The sequence below is a fragment of the Acidiphilium sp. MT5 genome (assembly GCF_054767495.1).
In genome coordinates, this window is record NZ_BAABMR010000002.1 from 97,564 (window position 1) to 113,675 (window position 16,112).

Here is a 16,112-nt window from a genome sequence, read left to right on the forward strand (position 1 = left end):
ATCAAGTGGCGTCGAGCGCGCCGAACTCAACCCTGCGCCGGCCAGCCCCAAGGAGCAACCATGATTCCAAGCCTGTTCGTCAGCCATGGTTCACCCATGCTGGCTTTGACCGATACGCCAGCGCGCCAATTTCTCGCCGGCTTGGGGGCGAGCATGCCCCGGCCCCGCGCCATTGTCGTGGTCTCGGCGCATTGGGAAACGCCAACGCCGATGGTGAATGCGGTGGCCCGCAACACCACCATCCATGATTTTCGTGGCTTTCCGCCAGCACTTTACGCGCTGCATTATGAAGCACCGGGCGATCCGGCCTTGGCCGCACGCATTGAAGCGATGCTGACCGAAGCAGGTCTTGCCACGGCGATTGATCCACAGCGCGGCCTCGATCATGGCGCCTGGGTGCCGCTATTGATTGCCTATCCTGACGCCTCGATCCCGGTGTTGCAGGTCTCGGTGCAACCCCAGGCCGGGCCGGCGCATCATTACGCCCTCGGTCTGGCGCTGGCGCCGCTGCGCGCCGATGATGTGTTGATTCTCGGCTCCGGTTCCTTCACCCATGATTTACGCCGATTTCGTGGCCAAGCGGTGGATGCGCCCGAAAGCCCCGATGTTAGCGCCTTTGCCGCGTGGATGGACCGAGCGATCCTTGCGCATGATCTTCCCGCTTTGCTCGATTACCGCACCCGCGCTCCGTTTGCACGCGAACAGCATCCAACCGAAGAGCATCTGCTGCCGCTTTATGCGGCTCTGGGCGCTGGTGGCAGCACGGCAACCCATTTGCACCGTTCAGCAGAACACTCAATTTTACGAATGGATGCCTACGCTTTTGGTGATCGCGGGTAAGGCTGCCCAACGTCCGGCCGCTTCGCGATCCACCAGCCAAATCAAGCGACCTTGCGGGTTAAGGCGCGCCGCCGGCGCGGTTTGATCGGCCCCCGAGAGAATCGCATCAAGCATCGCGCGTTTACTCGCACCGGCAACGATGAACACCACGCAGCGGGCACTCTCTAACACCGGATAGGTCAAAGTCACCCGCGCTTCGGGCCGCCCCTCTGTCACCGGCAGCGCCCAGCGCGTCCGTTCCTCAAGCAAGGAAGGCTGGTTCGGCAACAGCGACGCGGTATGCCCATCGTCCCCCATACCAAGCAGGCAGAGATCGAAAAATGGCTTGGCCGGATCGAGCGTTTCCGCACCATACAGAGCGTGCAGTTGTCCCTCATAAGCACGCGCCGCCTGCTCCACACTCAACCCGGCAAACGGCACCGGATGCAAGAGCGGGTTCGGCGCGTCCGCCATCGCTGTGCGGATCATCTGGATATTCGCATCCGGATCATCCGGCGCCACAAATCGCTCATCCCCTAACACAAACTCGGTTCGCGCCCAGGGAATTAGGGCGCGGAATGCCGGGGATGCGAGGGCTTGATAAATCGGCTTGGGGGTTGATCCGCCAGCCAGCCCAATGATCGCGCGACCACGAGCCGAAGCGCAGGCCTGCGCGATCAACGCTGCACCCGCCTCGGCGAAACCCGCGCCGTCTGGCACGATCTGCAACTCACCGCGGCGCGGGATCATGGCGAGGCTCCAAGAATGAATTGATGGATCGCATTGGCAAACCCGTTTTCCTCATTGCTGGCGGTCACACAGCTAGCCGCCGCCTGCACATGCGCGCTGGCATTGCCCATGGCAATGGAGAGGCCGCTGCGCGCAAACATTTTCATGTCATTGTCGGAATCGCCAATCGTCGCGATTTGCGCGTGCGGGATATTGAGGGACCGCGACAGAAAATCGACCACAGCCCCCTTGTTCGCGCGCGCATTGGTGATGTCGAGATAATAAGGCTGCGAACAGCTCGCCGACACATGATCACCGAGCGTGGATCGCGCCTCTAACACCGCGCGCTGCAGAGCGGGCGCATCATCACTCACGCCAACAATTTTGATCACATGACCCAGATCGTGCTTCATAAAATCATCAGTGATTTCTGGATCAAACCCAACAGTTGTCGCTTCATGCGCCACATGCGGGGCGAATTTATCGCGCACCAGCCAACGCTGCCGCGTATAGACCCAGATATCAAGACCATGTGCGGCCAATAAATCCAAGGTTGTCGCAATATCATTGGCTGGAAACGCATGACATTCGATGATGCTGGCCAAATCCGGGCTGGTCAGCACACCGCCGTTAAACCCCGCGAGCGGCGTGCTGAGCTGCAGCTTTTGGCTAATGGCCGCCATGCCGCGCGGCGGGCGGCCACTGGTGATCGCGATTGCAATCCCAGCTTGCCGTAAGGCAGCCACCGCACCAAGTGACTCTGCCGTAAGTGATTTGTTATTTGTCACCAACGTTCCATCAATATCAGACAAGACGAGCTTGATGTTGCGATCCATCACGACGCCTTCTGCATTTGCGGCAATGCAATGGTGCGCCAGATGCGCTCTGGCGCATCATCACTCAGCAAGGCATCCGCCGCCGCCGGCCCCTGGTCACCAGAGCGATAGGTGGCGATTGGTGTTTGATCGGCGGCCCATAAATCCAAAACTGGCTGCACCACACGCCATGTTTCCTCCACCATATCGGCGCGCTGAAATAATGTCTGATCGCCAATCATGCAGTCATAGAGTAATGTTTCGTAGCCAATATTCGGCTGCGGCGTGAACCAATCCGCATAGCGAAATTCCATCGCGACGGGTGCGAGCCGCATGGTCTGGCCAGGATGCTTGGCTTCAAACTTCAGCGAAATTCCTTCATCCGGTTGTATGCGCAAAATCAGCCAATTGGGCGGCAAAGTCTCTAACGACATCTCTTGAAACGCCGCGAGCGGCGCCTGTTTAAAACGAATGGCAATTTCGGTGAGGCGCGCGGGCAAATGCTTGCCGGTGCGAATGTAAAACGGCACACCAGCCCAGCGCCAATTATTGATCCGCACGCGCATGGCGACATATGTTTCGGTCTTCGAATCAGGCGCAACATTCGGCTCCGCACGATAGGCGACGCAGGATTGCCCACCGATCATGCCAGCATCATATTGCCCGCGCACCACATCCTCAGGGCCGAGCGTTTGAAGGCCGGTAAATAAATCGAATTTTTTGTCGCGGATCGCTTCTGGCCGAAAGCCGGTTGGCGGTTCCATTGTTACCATGGCCAGGAGTTGGAACACATGATTGGGCACCATGTCACGCAGCGCTCCCGTGACATCGTAGAATTTTCCACGCGATTCCACGCCAACAGTTTCTGCTACGGTGATTTGGACATGATCGATCCGATCACGATTCCACAGCGGCTCAAACAGGCTATTGGCGAAGCGGAGCGCAAGAATATTCTGAACCGTTTCCTTGCCCAGAAAATGATCAATCCGATAAATCTGAGACTCGGCCAAGGATTGTAAAATTGTTTGATTGAGCGCCCGCGCCGAGGCCAAACTATGGCCGAACGGTTTTTCAATAACAACCCGGCGCCAAGGTTTCGCTCCATCGTCCTGCGCCGTCAATTTTGCCGCACCAAGGTGAGTTACAATCGGCCCGAAAAACCGGTCGGCAACCGCGAGATAGAACAACCGATTACCGACCGTTCCATGGTCTTGTTCCAATGCGCCGAGTTTGTCGGCAAGGGTGTGATAAAATTCATCCTTGGTGAAATCACCTTGGAGATAATGCATCCGCCCCGCGAGTTTCGCCCAAACTGCCGGATCGACGCCCCTGATTTGATCCTCAGCACTGGCGTTGCCAACGAATTCAGCGAGTGCCGCGTGCAACGAACTGGCCCATTCCTCGCTCTGTCGATCGGCGATGTCGGCACCGATGATGAGAAAGTTATCGGGGATTAAGCCAGTTTTTGCCAAATTATACAAAGCAGGAACCAATAATCGCTTGGTCAGATCACCACCCGCACCGAAAATCACCATCGCACAAGGATCAGGCTGTTTCATTGCGGGGGTTTCGGACATTATTTTTTGACCCCGCCGCCTTGCTCGATATGGCCGCCAAATTCCTGGCGCATGGCGGAGAGCAATTTTTCACCAAATGTGTGTTCCTCGCGTGACCGGAACCGCGCAAATAATGATGCAGCCAACACATTTGCTGGCACCGCCTCCTCAATCGCGGCATCGAGCGTCCAACGACCCTCGCCAGAATCGGCAACGTAACCGGAATAAGCGCTTAAAGCCGCATCATGGCTCAGTGCCGAGGCCGTCAAATCGAGCAACCAGGACGAAATCACGCTGCCGCGCCGCCACACCTCGGCAATATCCGCCATATCGAGATCATATCGTTGATCGGCTGGTAATGCCTCGGAATTCTTGTTGCGCAACACGTCAAAACCCTCGGCATAGGCCTGCATCAAGCCATATTCGATGCCGTTATGCACCATTTTCACAAAGTGCCCGGCACCATTTGGCCCCGCGTGAATATAACCCAGTTCGGCGCGCGGATCGCGACCCTGCCGATTGGGCGTTTTATCAATGGACCCCGCGCCAGGTGCGAGGGTTTTGAAAATTGGATCAAGATGCTGAACAATGTCGGTCTCGCCGCCAATCATCATGCAAAAGCCGCGCTCCAGCCCCCATACGCCGCCCGAGGTGCCGACATCGATATAATGAAGTCCAGCCTCCGCCAACATCTTTGCCCGACGGACATCATCTTTATAAAAACTATTGCCGCCATCGATGAGGATATCCCCTTTAGCCATTAATTTGGCGAGATCATTGACGGCATTTTCGGTAATCTCCCCCGCTGGCAACATCAACCAAATGGCACGCGGCGCACTCAGCGCCTGCACCATGGCTTGGACCGTATTTGCCCCCTCAGCGCCCTCTGCCACCAAAGTTTTCATCGCAGCTTGATTGGTATCAAAGACCACGCAATGATGACCATCACGCTGCAAGCGCCGCGTGATGTTGGCACCCATTTTACCAAGGCCGATAATCCCGATTTGCATCGCTGGTCTCCTTATGAAAGGGCTTGTTCGATCGCAATTCTCAACGTTTTCATGCCGACATCGAGATGATGCAAATGCACCCGCAGCGCACGCCGCCCTCGCTCCTCCAACACCCCTAAATCCCCCATGGCTTGCGCCGCCTTGACCACGCCAAAGCTATAGCGATGGCCGGGGACTGGCAGATCATGCGCGTCTTGGCTGGTGATTTGCAGGAATAGGCCGCTATTCGGCCCGCCTTTATAGGCCTGACCGGTGGAGTGCAAAAACCGGGGCCCAAAGCCAACACAGGTTGCAATGCGCAAATGATCCCGGATCATCCGCCGCATATGCGTCAGATGCTCGGTTTGCGTTTTGTTATGATCGATATAGGCGAGTAGCGCACAATAATCGCCCGGCTTTGCCGCCCGGAAATGAGCTTTCAGATACGCGCCCAGCGTATCATGCGAGCCCAGGCGCGCGCTATTCGCCGCATCGGCATAGAGCGAAATCCCATCGCCCTCAAAAATTGGCGCTGGGGCGGCAAGACTGCCGGTCTGCTCAAATCCATCGGTCAACGCACGGGTTTTGATTTTACTCGCCTCGACATCGGGTTGGTCGAACGGGTTGATGCCAATGATGGCTCCGGCAATCGCGGTGGCCATTTCCCATCGGAAAAACTCTCGGCCCAAGCATAAGCGATCAGTGACGCTGATTCGCACCACAGGATGCCCCGCGCGCGCCAACGCATCAAGTTCAGCATCCTGTCGCGCATTGGTCTCATCAGCCAGCGCCAAATGCACAAATACCCGATCATGGCCATAATACTCGCTCTTGCCGAGCGGTTCGCCATCAATGGGAATCAGGCCCCTGCCCTGCTTGCCGGTTGATTCCGCAATCAACTGTTCGAGCCAAGCCCCGAGATCAGCAATACCCGGCGAGGCGATGATGGTGATTTTATCGCGCTGAAACTGCATCGCTGCTGTGCCGAGCAAAATGCCAAGCTGCGCCGCCGCATTCAGCGCAACCGGCACATCAGGGCCAGCGCTAATCACCATATCACCGGTTTTGGCTAATAATTTTTCAACATCAATGCCAATGGCGGCAGCCGGCACCAAGCCAAATTTGGACAGCACCGAGTAGCGCCCGCCAATACTCGGCACGCCATGCATGAGATGCGCAAAATGCTGTGCCTTGGCCTGCTGTTCAAGCGCAGAACCCGGATCGGTCACGGCGGTGAAATGCCGCGCCCACACCGCCTCACCCACCGCTTCGATCATGCGCGCCCGATAATAAGCGAGCATGATATTCGGCTCCAAGGTACTGCCCGATTTGGATGAGACAATAAAATGCGTGGTTTTAAGATCGAGTTTAGCGTCGAGCGCTCGAATTTGCGCGGGGTCTGTGCTGTCGAGCATCAAGAATTCAGGATGGTTCGGCTGCTTACCAAAAACGGTCGCTAACACCTCCGGTCCAAGGCTCGACCCACCCATGCCGAGCAGCACGACATGGCGATAACCCGCTTCTCGGATAGTCTGCGCATAGCGCATCAGCGTGCCGACATGCGCGTGTTCATGATGAACAATATCAAGCCAACCCGTCCAATCTTGTTCACCCTGATTGGTCCACACGGTTGGATCGCTCGTCCAAATTTTCCGCAGCGTTCCGTTCACTTGAAATTCTTTTGTTTGAGCCGTCATCGCGTCCGTCAAATCGGCGTTCGCCTCAAGGCGCATCGGGTTAACCGGGTGCAACGCGGCACGCTGTTTTTCGACAGCGCCCAAGAGCTGATCAAAGGCCGCCGCAAATTGCCGAACCCCATCGGCAACGAGTGCAGTCGTGATCGCGTCAAGCGAAATGCCCGATTGGGCAATGGCCCGCAAAGTAAGCTCAGCTTCGCGCACATGCTCGGTAATGGCATGCGCATGCACCCGCCCATGGTCGCGAAATGCATCCATCGTCGCAGGCGGCATGGTATTGACCGTATCAGGACCAATCAGGGTTTCGACATAAAGCGTGTCTGGATAATGCGGGTTTTTAACGCTGGTCGAGGCCCATAATAGCCGCTGGGTCTGCGCGCCGCGCTGGGCGAGGGCCTGCCAACGCGGTGAGGCGGTTAGAAATTGATAGTGCCGGTAGGCCATTTTGGCACAGGCAATCGCCGTCTTGCCGAGATGCGCACGCAGCGCGGTATTGCCCTGATCGATGCGTGATTGCAGGTCGCGATCAACCACATTATCGATCCGGCTGATAAAAAAGCTGGCAACACTGGCAATGTTTGACAAATCACCGCCTTGCGCCGCCCGGTCTTCGAGGCCGGCGAGAAAGGCCTCAGCGACATCTTTATAGGCCTCAACAGCAAAAAGCAGTGTCACATTGATCGACAGCCCTTCGCTGATCAATGTGCGGATGGCCGGCACACCCTCTGGCGTGCCGGGCACCTTGATCATCACATTCGGGCGATTGACGTCGTGCCACAAGCGCCGCGCTTCCGCGATGGTGGCTGCCGTGTCATGCGCGAGATAGGGCGAAACTTCGAGACTGATATAACCATCGCGCTTGGCGGTTTCATGATAAACTGGCAGCAACGCATCAGCCGCATGCTGGATATCGGCAATCGCCAAATGTTCATAAATCGCCATCGGCGGATGGTTGCGGCGCTCGGTGAATTTGGTAAGCGCTTGGCGATAATCATCAGCCGAGCTAATCGCTTTTTCAAATATCGCCGGATTGGACGTCATGCCTTTCAGCCCATCGGTCTCGATCATCGCTTGCAACCGGCCCGAGGCGATCAAGGGGCGATCAACAAAATCAAGCCAGGGCGATTGACCGGCTTTACTGAGTTGACGGAGCGGATTCATGGCAGCATCCTTGGTTAGAAAATTCTGGGTATCAGATCAGTCAGGGATAAGCAGCGATAATCGAAATCATCAACCGAAATCGATCAACCCGAATGCGCGATACCATCCCACAAGCGCACACCGCCGGTGATCCCTGTCTCATTCGCGATCAGCTTGATATCTGGGGTGGGCGCGGTCTCGATCAACCGGGCATTGCCGCCGCCGATGTAAAGCATGTCGAAATTGGTGAGCACGCGGAGCTGTGCGATGACACGATCGACATGCTTGCGCCATTTTTTCGGACCAATTTTTTCAAGCACCGCATGCCCGACATAGTGATCATAGCTCTTGTTTTTATGGGCATTATGCTGGCCAAGCTCGAGATGCGGCGCGGCCACACCATCGGTAAACATGGCGAAACCCATGCCAGTGCCCAGCGTGATCACTGTTTCGAGACCCACGCCAGTGATTGCCCCCAGCCCTTGAATTTCGGCATCATTCGCGAGCCGCGCCGGCCGCTTGAGCCGGTGCTGCAATGCGCCGGCCAAATCAATCGCGTGCCATTCGCTGCCGTCATGCGCCGGATCGCACAAATTGGGCGCGGTGAGGATTATCCCCCGCCGCACCGCACCGGGAAAACCAATGCTGATCCGATCAAACCGCCCCAGCGGCTTGCTGAGCTGCTCGATCATGCCGATCAGCGTCTCCGGCGCACAAGGATGCGGCGTCGCGAGGCGAGCATGGTCGGATTGCATGGTGCCATCTTGCGTCACGACACCGGCTTTGACATGCGTGCCCCCAACATCGATGCATAAAGTGCGCTTGCGCGCAGAACCGGGTTGTTTGCTGGCAGCCATGGGATGAGGTCCTCCGTCTGTGCTGGTCCTGATTACTCACCGTTATCCGCCGGATTGCGCCGTTTGGCAAAACCAGCGTCCCGACAGGCTGACAGGCGCGCAAAATTGGCATAAAGGGCGCGTATGACGTCAACACCCACCGAACTGATCCGCAATTTTTCGATCATTGCCCATATCGATCACGGCAAATCGACCCTGGCTGACCGCTTGATCCAGGCCACCGGCGCCCTGACGGCGCGCGAGATGACCGAGCAAGTCCTTGATAATATGGACATTGAGAAAGAACGCGGGATCACCATCAAAGCGCAAACCGTGCGGCTGAGCTATCCCGCGAAAGACGGCAAAACCTACACCCTGAACCTCATGGACACGCCGGGTCATGTCGATTTCGCGTATGAGGTGAGCCGCAGCCTCGCCGCGTGCGAAGGCTCATTGCTGGTGGTGGATGCCTCGCAAGGGGTGGAAGCGCAAACACTGGCCAATGTCTACCAGGCGATCGATGCGAATCATGAGATTGTGCCGGTGCTCAACAAAATCGATCTCCCCGCGGCTGAACCGGACCGGGTCAAGCAGCAGATCGAGGACGTGATCGGGCTTGATGCCTCCGATGCGGTGGAGATTTCAGCAAAAACCGGCCTGAATATCGAAGCCGTGCTGGAAGCCCTGGTCACGCGCCTACCGCCGCCGGTCGGCGATGCAGAGGCCCCGCTGACCGCCCTGCTGGTGGATAGCTGGTATGACCAATATCTGGGCGTGATTATTTTGGTGCGTATCAAAAATGGTCGGCTGCGCAAGGGAATGCGCATTCGCATGATGTCGTCCGGCGCCGTCCACACGGTCGAGCAAGTCGGCGTTTTCGCGCCCAAATTGCGCCCCGAGGACGATCTCGGGCCAGGTGAAATCGGCTTTATGACCGCAGCGATCAAAACCGTGGCCGATTGTAACGTTGGTGACACCATCACCGATGATCGCCACCCGGCCACCGAGGCTTTGCCCGGTTTCAAACCCTCAATCCCGGTTGTCTGGTGCGGCCTGTATCCGGTTGATGCCGATGATTTTGAAAAACTGCGCGATAGTCTGGGCAAATTGCGGCTGAATGATGCGAGCTTTCATTATGAAGCCGAAACTTCTGCCGCCCTCGGCTTTGGCTTTCGCTGCGGCTTTCTTGGCTTGCTGCATCTGGAAATCATCCAAGAGCGCCTGTCCCGTGAATTCGATCTTGATTTGATCGCGACCGCGCCTTCGGTGGTGTATCGGATGCATAAAACCAATGGCGAGGTCCAAGAGCTCCATAACCCCGCCGATATGCCTGACGGGTCATTGATCGATTTCATCGAGGAGCCCTGGATCAAAGCAACCATCATGGTGCCGGATGATTATCTGGGCGCCGTGCTAGGCCTGTGTAATGAACGGCGCGGCCAGCAGGCTGATTTAACCTATGTCGGTAATCGCGCCATGGCGGTGTATCGTTTGCCGCTCAACGAAGTGGTGTTTGATTTCTACGATCGCTTGAAATCGGTCTCGCGCGGCTATGCCAGTTTCGATTATCAGATGGATAACTATGTCGAAAGCGATTTGGTGAAAATATCGATTCTGGTCAATCTCGAACCGGTCGATGCTCTGGCCTTCATCGCCCATCGCTCAGTCGCGGAGACCCGTGGGCGCTCGATTTGCGCCAAGCTCAAAGAGCTGATCCCCAAACAGCTTTTCAAAATCGCCATCCAAGCGGCGATTGGCAGCCGGGTGATTGCGCGCGAAACCATCGGCGCGCTCTCAAAAGACGTGACGGCCAAATGCTATGGCGGCGATATTTCGCGTAAACGCAAACTGCTCGACAAGCAAAAAGAGGGCAAAAAGCGCATGCGCCAGTTCGGCAAGGTCGAAATCCCGCAATCTGCCTTCCTGGCTGCGCTGAAAATGGATGCGTGAACAATGATGCCCATCAGCAGCGCCGCGCTCGCTGGCTTGGCCGTCATTGCCCTGGTGCTGATTATTCTTGTGGTTTTGCTGGTCAGGCTCGGCGGTCGGCTCGCTTCGTTGGAATCGCAATTATCCGGTCCCGTTGCCGCCAGCGTTGGCGATCAGGCGCGCGCCGCAGTGAGTGCCGGTTTTGATCGGCTGCAGGACGGCGCTCGCACCCAAGCCGATCAATCCGCCCGGAGCAACAGCGCGATCCATGGTGCCATCAGCGAACTCTCGTTGCTGGTTGCGGAAAAACTCGGCGCTGCCGAACAGCAAGCGCAGGCCAGCCGGGCGCAAGCGCTCAATGAAACCCTCGCCTTCATCACCCGCCTCACCGAAAGTCAAACCCAGCTTGCAGACCGGATGTCACGCGATTTGGCCGGCGTTTCGGTTGCTTTGCGCGAGGAGCAGGAGAAATTACGCACGCGGGTGGAACAGCAGCTTGAGATTATTCGATCCGGCAATGAAAAAAAGCTCGATGATATGCGCGCCGCCGTCGATGAGAAATTGCAATCGGCGCTGGAGCAGAAAATCGGCGAGAGTTTCAAGCGCGTTGCCGAACAATTTGCACAAGTGCAGCAAGCGATTGGCCAGGTGCAAAATGTGGCGACCCAAGTTGGCGATTTGAAGCGGCTATTCGCCAATGTGAAATCGCGCGGCGGCTGGGGCGAGCAGCAAATCCGCCAAACGCTGGATGACACACTCCCGCCCGGCACGTTCGAGGCGAATTTCCGTCCCGACCCGACGAATAACGACATGGTTGAATTCGCGGTGCGCATGCCGGTGCGCGATGGCGAAACCAGCGTCTATTTACCAATCGATGCCAAATTCCCCACCGAGGATTATGATCGCTTGCTGCTCGCCGCCGAGGCCGGTGATCGCGAGGCCGAGGCGCAAGCGATGAGCGGACTGGCGACCCGAATTCGCAATGAGGCGAAAAAAATTGCGCAAAAATACATCAAGCCACCGCGCACCACCGATATTGCGATCCTGTATTTGCCAAGCGAAGGGCTGTTTGCCGAAGTGGCGCGCGCCCCAGGCCTGATCGAGCAGGTGCAGCGCGACTATCGGGTGCTGATCCAAAGCCCAAGCCTGCTGCCGGCGTTACTGCACACCATCCGGGTCGGGCATTTCACGGTGCAGCTTGAGCGCAAAGCCGGTGAAATTGGCAAAATCCTCGGTGCCGTCAAAGGCGAATGGGGCAAATTGGGCGAAGCGATGGAGAGTTTGGCCAAACGCGCCGATTCGCTCAGCAAAGGCATCGAATCGACCCAAACACGGGTGCGCGCCGTCGGGCGCACGCTGCGCAGCATCGATGCCATCGAGGCCGAACCCGGCATGGTCGTGCCGGAACTCGCGGTCGATGACGCTGAAAGCTGACAATATCGGCTTTGTTGATCATTCGTTAAGGTTCATAGGGTAGGAGCGAGCGTGACATGACAGAGATGATGAAAGCCTGGGCAGTCGTGACCAACGGGGCGCCGTTGCAGGAAATAGCGCTGCCAATGCCCGAGCCGAAGGGCACTGAGATTCTGCTGGAAGTGACCCATTGCGGTGTGTGCCATTCGGATTTGCATATTTGGGATGGGTATTATGATCTCGGCAGTGCTGGCCGGTTCGATATCATCCAGCGCGGCATTTCGCTGCCCTTGGCGCTGGGGCATGAAATCGTCGCGCGCGTTGTCAAACTGGGGCCAGAAGCCAGCGGCGTGAAAATTGGCGATCAACGGATCGTCTATCCGTGGGTCGGCTGCGGGCAGTGCGAACGCTGCCGGGCGGGCGACGATAATCTCTGCGCCAAGCAGCGCTCCTTGGGCATTTACCAGCATGGCGGCTTTGCCACCCATGTCATCGCCGCCCATGCGGGCCATTTGATCGATCCGGGCGATCTCGATCCCGCCTTGGCGGCAACCTATGCCTGCTCAGGCATTACCGTGTTCGCGGCAATCAAAAAAATCATGCCCATCGCGCCGGATCGGCCCGTGGTGCTGATCGGGGCTGGCGGGCTTGGTCTATCCGCCATTGCGGTGCTCAAAGCGCTTGGCCATCGCGCGATCATCAGCGTCGATACCAGCCCGGAAAAGCGCGCCGCCGCCGAGCGCGCCGGTGCGAGCGCCACGGTTGATGGGGGGGCGGAACGGCTCGATAAAGCGATTATCGAGGCCTGTGACGGCCAGCCTTTGGCGATCATCGATCTAGTCAACGGCTCCGGCACCGCCCAAGCGGCTTATGCCAGCCTCGCCAAAGGCGGCAAATTGGTCATGGTCGGCCTGTTTGGCGGCGAATTGAAATTGCCCCTCCCGTTTGTTCCGATGCGGGCTTTAACCCTGCAAGGCAGCTTTGTCGGCTCGCCGGGCGATTTGCGCGAGCTGGTCGGTTTGGCGCAAGGCGGCAAGCTTCCGCCTTTGCCAATTGAAACGGTGCCCCAGCGCGAGGCCGATAGCGCCTTGCACCGGCTCAAAGACGGCGCCGTGACGGGCCGGCTCGTGCTGGTCGCTGACGCAGTGTGATCGACAAGCTCGATTATTTATTGGCGCTGGCGCGCGAGCGCCATTTTGGCCGCGCCGCAGAGAGCTGCGGCGTGACGCAGCCGAGCTTTTCGGCGGGGATCAAGGTTCTGGAAGACATGCTCGGCATGCCTCTGGTCGAGCGATCATCGCGGTTTCGGGGTTTTACGCCGGAGGGCGAACGCGTGCTGGAATGGGCGCGCCGCATTCTCGGCGATGTCCACGCGATGCGCGCCGATGTCAGCGCGCTCAAGCACAGCCTCACCGGCTTGTTGCGCATCGCCGCGATTCCAACCGCACTCGCCACCATCACCGAATTAACCACGCCCTATCGCGCCCGGCATCCGAATGTCCGCTTCTCGATCCAATCCTGTACCTCCAATGAGGTGCTGCGCCGGTTGGAGAATTTCGAGGTCGATGCCGGCGTGACCTATCTTGATAACGAGTCGATTGGCCACGCGCGGATGATCCCGCTCTACGAAGAGCGCTATCGCCTTCTCACCTCGGCTGACGCGCCGCTCGGCCATCGCGAGCAAGTTTCCTGGTCCGAGCTCGGCGAGATTCCGCTCTGCCTCCTGACGCCTGACATGCAAAATCGCCGGATTCTGGACCGGCTTTTGCAGAATGCCGGGGTTACCGTTGAACCAACTTTGGAAAGCAACTCCATCGTGGTCTTGGTCAGCCACGTGCAAACCGGGCGCTGGGCCTGTATTTTACCGGAAAAACTCGCGCTGATTTTCGGTCTCACCGCCAAATTGCGCATCATTCCGATCATCAATCCCGAAGAAGTTCACACGGTCGGGCTGGTTCTGCCCGACCGCGATCCGCTATCCCCGCTCGTCTCCAGCCTCGCCGCCTTGGCCCGGGAACGCGGAGGCTTGGCGTAAACGCCCCATTTGATAGTTATTTTCTATTACTTAACGGAAATTTGATCTTGTTTTGCCGCGTAATTCGCGGGAAACGATTGGCAGCTTAGAATGTAATAATTTGCTTTGGGGTGGGGTGAATGCCGAACACAACAGGCTTCGATGCGCGAATGATGCCACGGCTCCAGGAAATCATTATTCAGTTTCAACATGTTGACGGCGGGCTGCTGCCGCTGCTCCATGAAATCCAGTCCGCGTTCGGCTATGTCCCGCGGGAGGCGGAGCCTGAAATCGCCAAAGCCCTGAACCTCACTCGGGCTGATGTGCATGGTGTCATCAGCTTTTATCACGATTATCGGCGCGCGCCGGCGGGTCGCCATGTGCTGAAATTATGCCGCGCCGAGGCCTGCCAATCGATGGGGTCCGAAGCCCAAGCCAAAGCACTGCTCGATCATCTCGGCCTGAATTGGGGCGAAACCTCTGCCGATGGCCGGATCACCATTGAGGCGGTCTATTGCCTCGGCCTGTGCGCCACCGCCCCCTCCGCCCTGTTCGATGATCAGCCCATCGGGCGCACCAACGCGGGTCGATTGATCACATTAGCGGAGGCCGCAGCGTGATGGATATTTTCGTCCCTCAAGATATGGCCGCAATCGCTGTCGGTGCCAATCAGGTGGCCGATGCTATCATCGCCGAAGCCAAGCGCCGGAACATTCCTGTTCGCCTGATCCGCAACGGCTCGCGCGGCATGTTTTGGTTAGAACCGTTGGTCGAGGTTGCAACCTCCTCCGGGCGCGTCGGCTATGCCGATGTGCAGGCTGACGATGTCGCCAGCTTGTTCGATGGCGGCTTGGCCGAGGGCAAACCCTGCGGCAATTTTCTGGGTCTGATCGAGAACATTCCGTATTTTGCCAAGCAAACCCGCTTCGTGTTCAAGCGCGCCGGCGTGATCGACCCGTTATCACTCGATGATTACCGCGCGCATGGCGGCTGGCGCGGCCTGGAAAATGCGCTGAGCGCTGGCCCTGCCGCCATCGTCGCGGCGGTCAAAGCGAGCGGTCTGCGCGGGCGCGGCGGTGCTGGCTTCCCCACCGGCATCAAATGGGAAACCGTGGCGCGCACCGAGGCCGCGCAAAAATATATTGTCTGCAACGCCGACGAAGGCGATTCGGGCACCTTCGCTGATCGGCTGATCATGGAAGCAGACCCGTTCGCCCTGATCGAGGGCATGGTGATCGCTGGCATCGGTGTCGGCGCCACGCGCGGCTATATCTATCTTCGCTCGGAATACCCGTTCGCCATCACCATGATGAACCGCGCCATCGCCCTGGCCCGGGCTGGTGGCCTACTCGGCCCCTCCATCAATGGCAGCGCTCATGCCTTTGAGCTGGAGGTGCGCGTCGGCGCCGGTGCCTATGTTTGCGGCGAAGAAACCGCGTTGCTCGATAGTCTGGAAGGCAAGCGCGGCCAGGTGCGCGCCAAGCCGCCGCTCCCGGCGATCAAGGGCCTGTTTGGCCAACCGACCGTGATTAACAACACCATCTCCCTCGCCAGCGTGCCGTTCATTCTCGCCGAAGGTGCTTCTGCCTTTGCTGATGTTGGCTATGGCCGCTCGCGGGGCACCATGCCTATTCAGCTCGCCGGCAATATCCGCCACGGTGGCCTGTTCGAGGCTGCGTTTGGCCTCACTTTGGGCAGCTTGGTCGAGGATATCGGCGGTGGCACCCAATCGGGCCGCCCGGTGCGCGCCGTGCAAGCCGGTGGTCCGCTCGGCGCTTATTTTCCCCCTTCAATGTTCGACACGCCTTATGATTACGAGGCTTTTGCGAAATGCGACGGGTTGATTGGTCATGGCGGGCTGGTGGTCTTTGATGATAGCGTCGATATGGCGCGCATGGCCCGCTTCGCGATGGCGTTTTGTGCGCACGAATCCTGCGGCAAATGCACGCCGTGCCGCATCGGTGCCGTGCGCGGCATGGAAACATTCGATAAAATATTGGCCGGCATCGATGTGCATAAAAATATGTCATTGATCGAGGATTTATGTGAAACCATGAAATTCGGCTCGCTCTGCGCGTTAGGCGGATTCACCCCCTACCCGGTTTTGAGCGCGATCCGGCACTTCCCCGAAGATTTCGTCCCGGCGCCGCTGCGCCAGGCGGCAGAATAAGGAGA

At 58.1% G+C, this 16,112-nt stretch carries 13 protein-coding genes; 7 read left to right on the forward strand and 6 right to left on the reverse strand.

Going from position 1 to position 16,112, the window contains the following annotated elements; genetic code table 11:
* Positions 1 to 60 precede the first annotated feature (60 nt).
* Positions 61 to 840, forward strand: a complete 780-nt coding sequence (locus ACYUCQ_RS02550; RefSeq protein WP_460252930.1) for a DODA-type extradiol aromatic ring-opening family dioxygenase — start codon at positions 61 to 63, stop codon at positions 838 to 840.
* On the opposite strand, the gene pgl is transcribed toward ACYUCQ_RS02550, so the two are convergent.
* The 6 genes from pgl to ACYUCQ_RS02580 all read right to left on the reverse strand — a co-directional run bounded on the left by pgl (position 802) and on the right by ACYUCQ_RS02580 (position 8,602).
* Positions 802 to 1,569 (reverse strand): 6-phosphogluconolactonase, encoded by a 768-nt coding sequence (gene pgl, locus ACYUCQ_RS02555; RefSeq protein ID WP_460252931.1) that lies wholly within the window; start codon positions 1,567 to 1,569, stop codon positions 802 to 804. The genes ACYUCQ_RS02550 and pgl overlap by 39 nt on opposite strands.
* On the reverse strand, positions 1,566 to 2,384 hold the full coding sequence (locus tag ACYUCQ_RS02560; protein WP_460252932.1) for a Cof-type HAD-IIB family hydrolase: 819 nt from the start codon (positions 2,382 to 2,384) through the stop codon (positions 1,566 to 1,568). The genes pgl and ACYUCQ_RS02560 overlap by 4 nt, the downstream gene beginning before the upstream one ends.
* The gene (zwf, locus tag ACYUCQ_RS02565) at positions 2,384 to 3,922 is read right to left on the reverse strand and encodes a glucose-6-phosphate dehydrogenase (protein WP_460252933.1); all 1,539 of its coding nucleotides are present in this window, start codon (positions 3,920 to 3,922) and stop codon (positions 2,384 to 2,386) included. Before zwf ends, ACYUCQ_RS02560 begins: the two co-directional genes overlap by 1 nt.
* A gap of 17 nt (positions 3,923 to 3,939) precedes the next feature.
* Positions 3,940 to 4,929, reverse strand: a complete 990-nt coding sequence (gnd, locus tag ACYUCQ_RS02570) for a phosphogluconate dehydrogenase (NAD(+)-dependent, decarboxylating) (RefSeq protein ID WP_460252934.1) — start codon at positions 4,927 to 4,929, stop codon at positions 3,940 to 3,942.
* A gap of 11 nt (positions 4,930 to 4,940) precedes the next feature.
* The gene (locus ACYUCQ_RS02575) at positions 4,941 to 7,766 is read right to left on the reverse strand and encodes a bifunctional transaldolase/phosoglucose isomerase (protein WP_460252935.1); all 2,826 of its coding nucleotides are present in this window, start codon (positions 7,764 to 7,766) and stop codon (positions 4,941 to 4,943) included.
* 83 nt (positions 7,767 to 7,849) lie between these two features.
* Positions 7,850 to 8,602 carry an ROK family protein gene (locus ACYUCQ_RS02580; RefSeq protein WP_460252936.1) on the reverse strand — a complete coding sequence of 251 codons (753 nt, stop codon included), beginning with the start codon at positions 8,600 to 8,602 and terminating at the stop codon, positions 7,850 to 7,852.
* A 123-nt stretch (positions 8,603 to 8,725) separates the two neighbouring features.
* On the opposite strand from ACYUCQ_RS02580, the gene lepA reads away from it, so the two are divergent.
* The 6 genes from lepA to ACYUCQ_RS02610 all read left to right on the forward strand — a co-directional run bounded on the left by lepA (position 8,726) and on the right by ACYUCQ_RS02610 (position 16,107).
* On the forward strand, positions 8,726 to 10,531 hold the full coding sequence (lepA, locus tag ACYUCQ_RS02585; RefSeq protein ID WP_460252937.1) for a translation elongation factor 4: 1,806 nt from the start codon (positions 8,726 to 8,728) through the stop codon (positions 10,529 to 10,531).
* A gap of 3 nt (positions 10,532 to 10,534) precedes the next feature.
* A complete protein-coding gene (locus ACYUCQ_RS02590) occupies positions 10,535 to 11,944 on the forward strand; it encodes a DNA recombination protein RmuC (protein WP_460252938.1) in 1,410 nt (469 codons plus the stop codon).
* A 56-nt stretch (positions 11,945 to 12,000) separates the two neighbouring features.
* Positions 12,001 to 13,074, forward strand: coding sequence for an alcohol dehydrogenase (locus tag ACYUCQ_RS02595; RefSeq protein ID WP_460252939.1), 1,074 nt, complete (start codon positions 12,001 to 12,003; stop codon positions 13,072 to 13,074).
* The gene (locus tag ACYUCQ_RS02600) at positions 13,071 to 13,958 is read left to right on the forward strand and encodes a LysR family transcriptional regulator (RefSeq protein ID WP_460252940.1); all 888 of its coding nucleotides are present in this window, start codon (positions 13,071 to 13,073) and stop codon (positions 13,956 to 13,958) included. The genes ACYUCQ_RS02595 and ACYUCQ_RS02600 overlap by 4 nt, the downstream gene beginning before the upstream one ends.
* A gap of 119 nt (positions 13,959 to 14,077) precedes the next feature.
* Positions 14,078 to 14,557, forward strand: a complete 480-nt coding sequence (locus ACYUCQ_RS02605; protein WP_460252941.1) for a formate dehydrogenase subunit gamma — start codon at positions 14,078 to 14,080, stop codon at positions 14,555 to 14,557.
* On the forward strand, positions 14,557 to 16,107 hold the full coding sequence (locus ACYUCQ_RS02610) for a formate dehydrogenase beta subunit (protein WP_460252942.1): 1,551 nt from the start codon (positions 14,557 to 14,559) through the stop codon (positions 16,105 to 16,107). Before ACYUCQ_RS02605 ends, ACYUCQ_RS02610 begins: the two co-directional genes overlap by 1 nt.
* Positions 16,108 to 16,112 lie beyond the last annotated feature (5 nt).

Excerpts from the sequence above, each read along its gene's own strand:
- ACYUCQ_RS02550 (WP_460252930.1), top strand. The coding sequence starts at position 61 with ATGATTCCAAGCCTGTTCGTCAGCCATGGTTCACCCATGCTGGCTTTG.
- pgl (WP_460252931.1), bottom strand. The coding sequence starts at position 1,569 with ATGATCCCGCGCCGCGGTGAGTTGCAGATCGTGCCAGACGGCGCGGGT.
- ACYUCQ_RS02560 (WP_460252932.1), bottom strand. The coding sequence starts at position 2,384 with ATGGATCGCAACATCAAGCTCGTCTTGTCTGATATTGATGGAACGTTG.
- zwf (WP_460252933.1), bottom strand. The coding sequence starts at position 3,922 with ATGAAACAGCCTGATCCTTGTGCGATGGTGATTTTCGGTGCGGGTGGT.
- gnd (WP_460252934.1), bottom strand. The coding sequence starts at position 4,929 with ATGCAAATCGGGATTATCGGCCTTGGTAAAATGGGTGCCAACATCACG.
- ACYUCQ_RS02575 (WP_460252935.1), bottom strand. The coding sequence starts at position 7,766 with ATGAATCCGCTCCGTCAACTCAGTAAAGCCGGTCAATCGCCCTGGCTT.
- ACYUCQ_RS02580 (WP_460252936.1), bottom strand. The coding sequence starts at position 8,602 with ATGGCTGCCAGCAAACAACCCGGTTCTGCGCGCAAGCGCACTTTATGC.
- lepA (WP_460252937.1), top strand. The coding sequence starts at position 8,726 with ATGACGTCAACACCCACCGAACTGATCCGCAATTTTTCGATCATTGCC.
- ACYUCQ_RS02590 (WP_460252938.1), top strand. The coding sequence starts at position 10,535 with ATGATGCCCATCAGCAGCGCCGCGCTCGCTGGCTTGGCCGTCATTGCC.
- ACYUCQ_RS02595 (WP_460252939.1), top strand. The coding sequence starts at position 12,001 with ATGACAGAGATGATGAAAGCCTGGGCAGTCGTGACCAACGGGGCGCCG.
- ACYUCQ_RS02605 (WP_460252941.1), top strand. The coding sequence starts at position 14,078 with ATGCCGAACACAACAGGCTTCGATGCGCGAATGATGCCACGGCTCCAG.
- ACYUCQ_RS02610 (WP_460252942.1), top strand. The coding sequence starts at position 14,557 with ATGGATATTTTCGTCCCTCAAGATATGGCCGCAATCGCTGTCGGTGCC.